Origin of the sequence: Blastococcus sp. TF02-8 (genome assembly GCF_003319175.1) — a bacterium.
Taxonomy (GTDB): Bacteria; Actinomycetota; Actinomycetes; order Mycobacteriales; family Geodermatophilaceae; genus Blastococcus.
The window spans coordinates 1-734 of the sequence record NZ_QOHK01000025.1; the positions used below are offsets into that span (position 1 = coordinate 1).

Consider the following 734-nt stretch of genomic DNA (forward strand, 5'->3'; position numbering starts at 1 on the left):
TCACAGAGTTACGGCGGCCATGGCGAGAGGGAAACGCCCGGCAACATTCCGAACCCGGAAGCTAAGCCTCTCAGCGCCGATGGTACTGCCCTGGAGACGGGGTGGGAGAGTAGGACGCCGCCGGACATACTTCACCGAATGGGGGTCAGAGCTACGCGCTCTGGCCCCCATTCGTTTTTTTCAGTCCGCCGCCGTCCGTTCCGGACAGAGCAGCGTCGAGCGAAGAGGTACCTCACGAACATGACGGCTCCGCGACGCGGTCCCAACAACTCCGGGTCAGGGCGCGGCCCACGCGATGGTGGGCAGCAGCCCTATCGGGGCGCGCGTCCGCAGAATGGATCGCGCGGCGCCGCCGGCGGCCGTGGCAGGCCCACCCAGGGTGACCGGCCTGACCGGTCCGACCCATCTCGTGGTGATTGGCAGGACCGCCGGCCGCAGGGTGACCGGCCGCGTGGTGACTGGCAGGACCGCCGTCCCCAGGGTGACCGGCGGAGCCGCCCGCAGGGCGATCGTCCGCGTGGTGACTGGCAGGACCGCCGTCCCCAGGGTGACCGGCCGAGCCGCCCGCAGGGTGACCGGCCGCGTGGTGATTGGCAGGACCGTCGTCCGCAGGGTGACCGGCCGAGTCGTCCGCAGGGTGATCGTCCGCGTGGTGATTGGCAGGACCGTCGTCCGCAGGGTGACCGGCCGAGTCGTCCGCAGGGTGATCGTCCGCGTGGTGATTGGCAGGACCG

The 734-nt window shown here is 70.3% G+C and carries 1 protein-coding gene and 1 rRNA gene; both read left to right on the forward strand.

Features of this window, described 5'->3' with window-relative positions:
• The first annotated feature begins 9 nt into the window (after nt 1-9).
• A 5S ribosomal RNA gene (rrf, locus tag DQ237_RS19315) occupies nt 10-126 on the forward strand.
• 253 nt (nt 127-379) lie between these two features.
• Nucleotides 380-734 (forward strand): hypothetical protein (locus tag DQ237_RS19320; protein WP_205730299.1); only part of this gene is annotated, 355 nt, incomplete at its 3' end.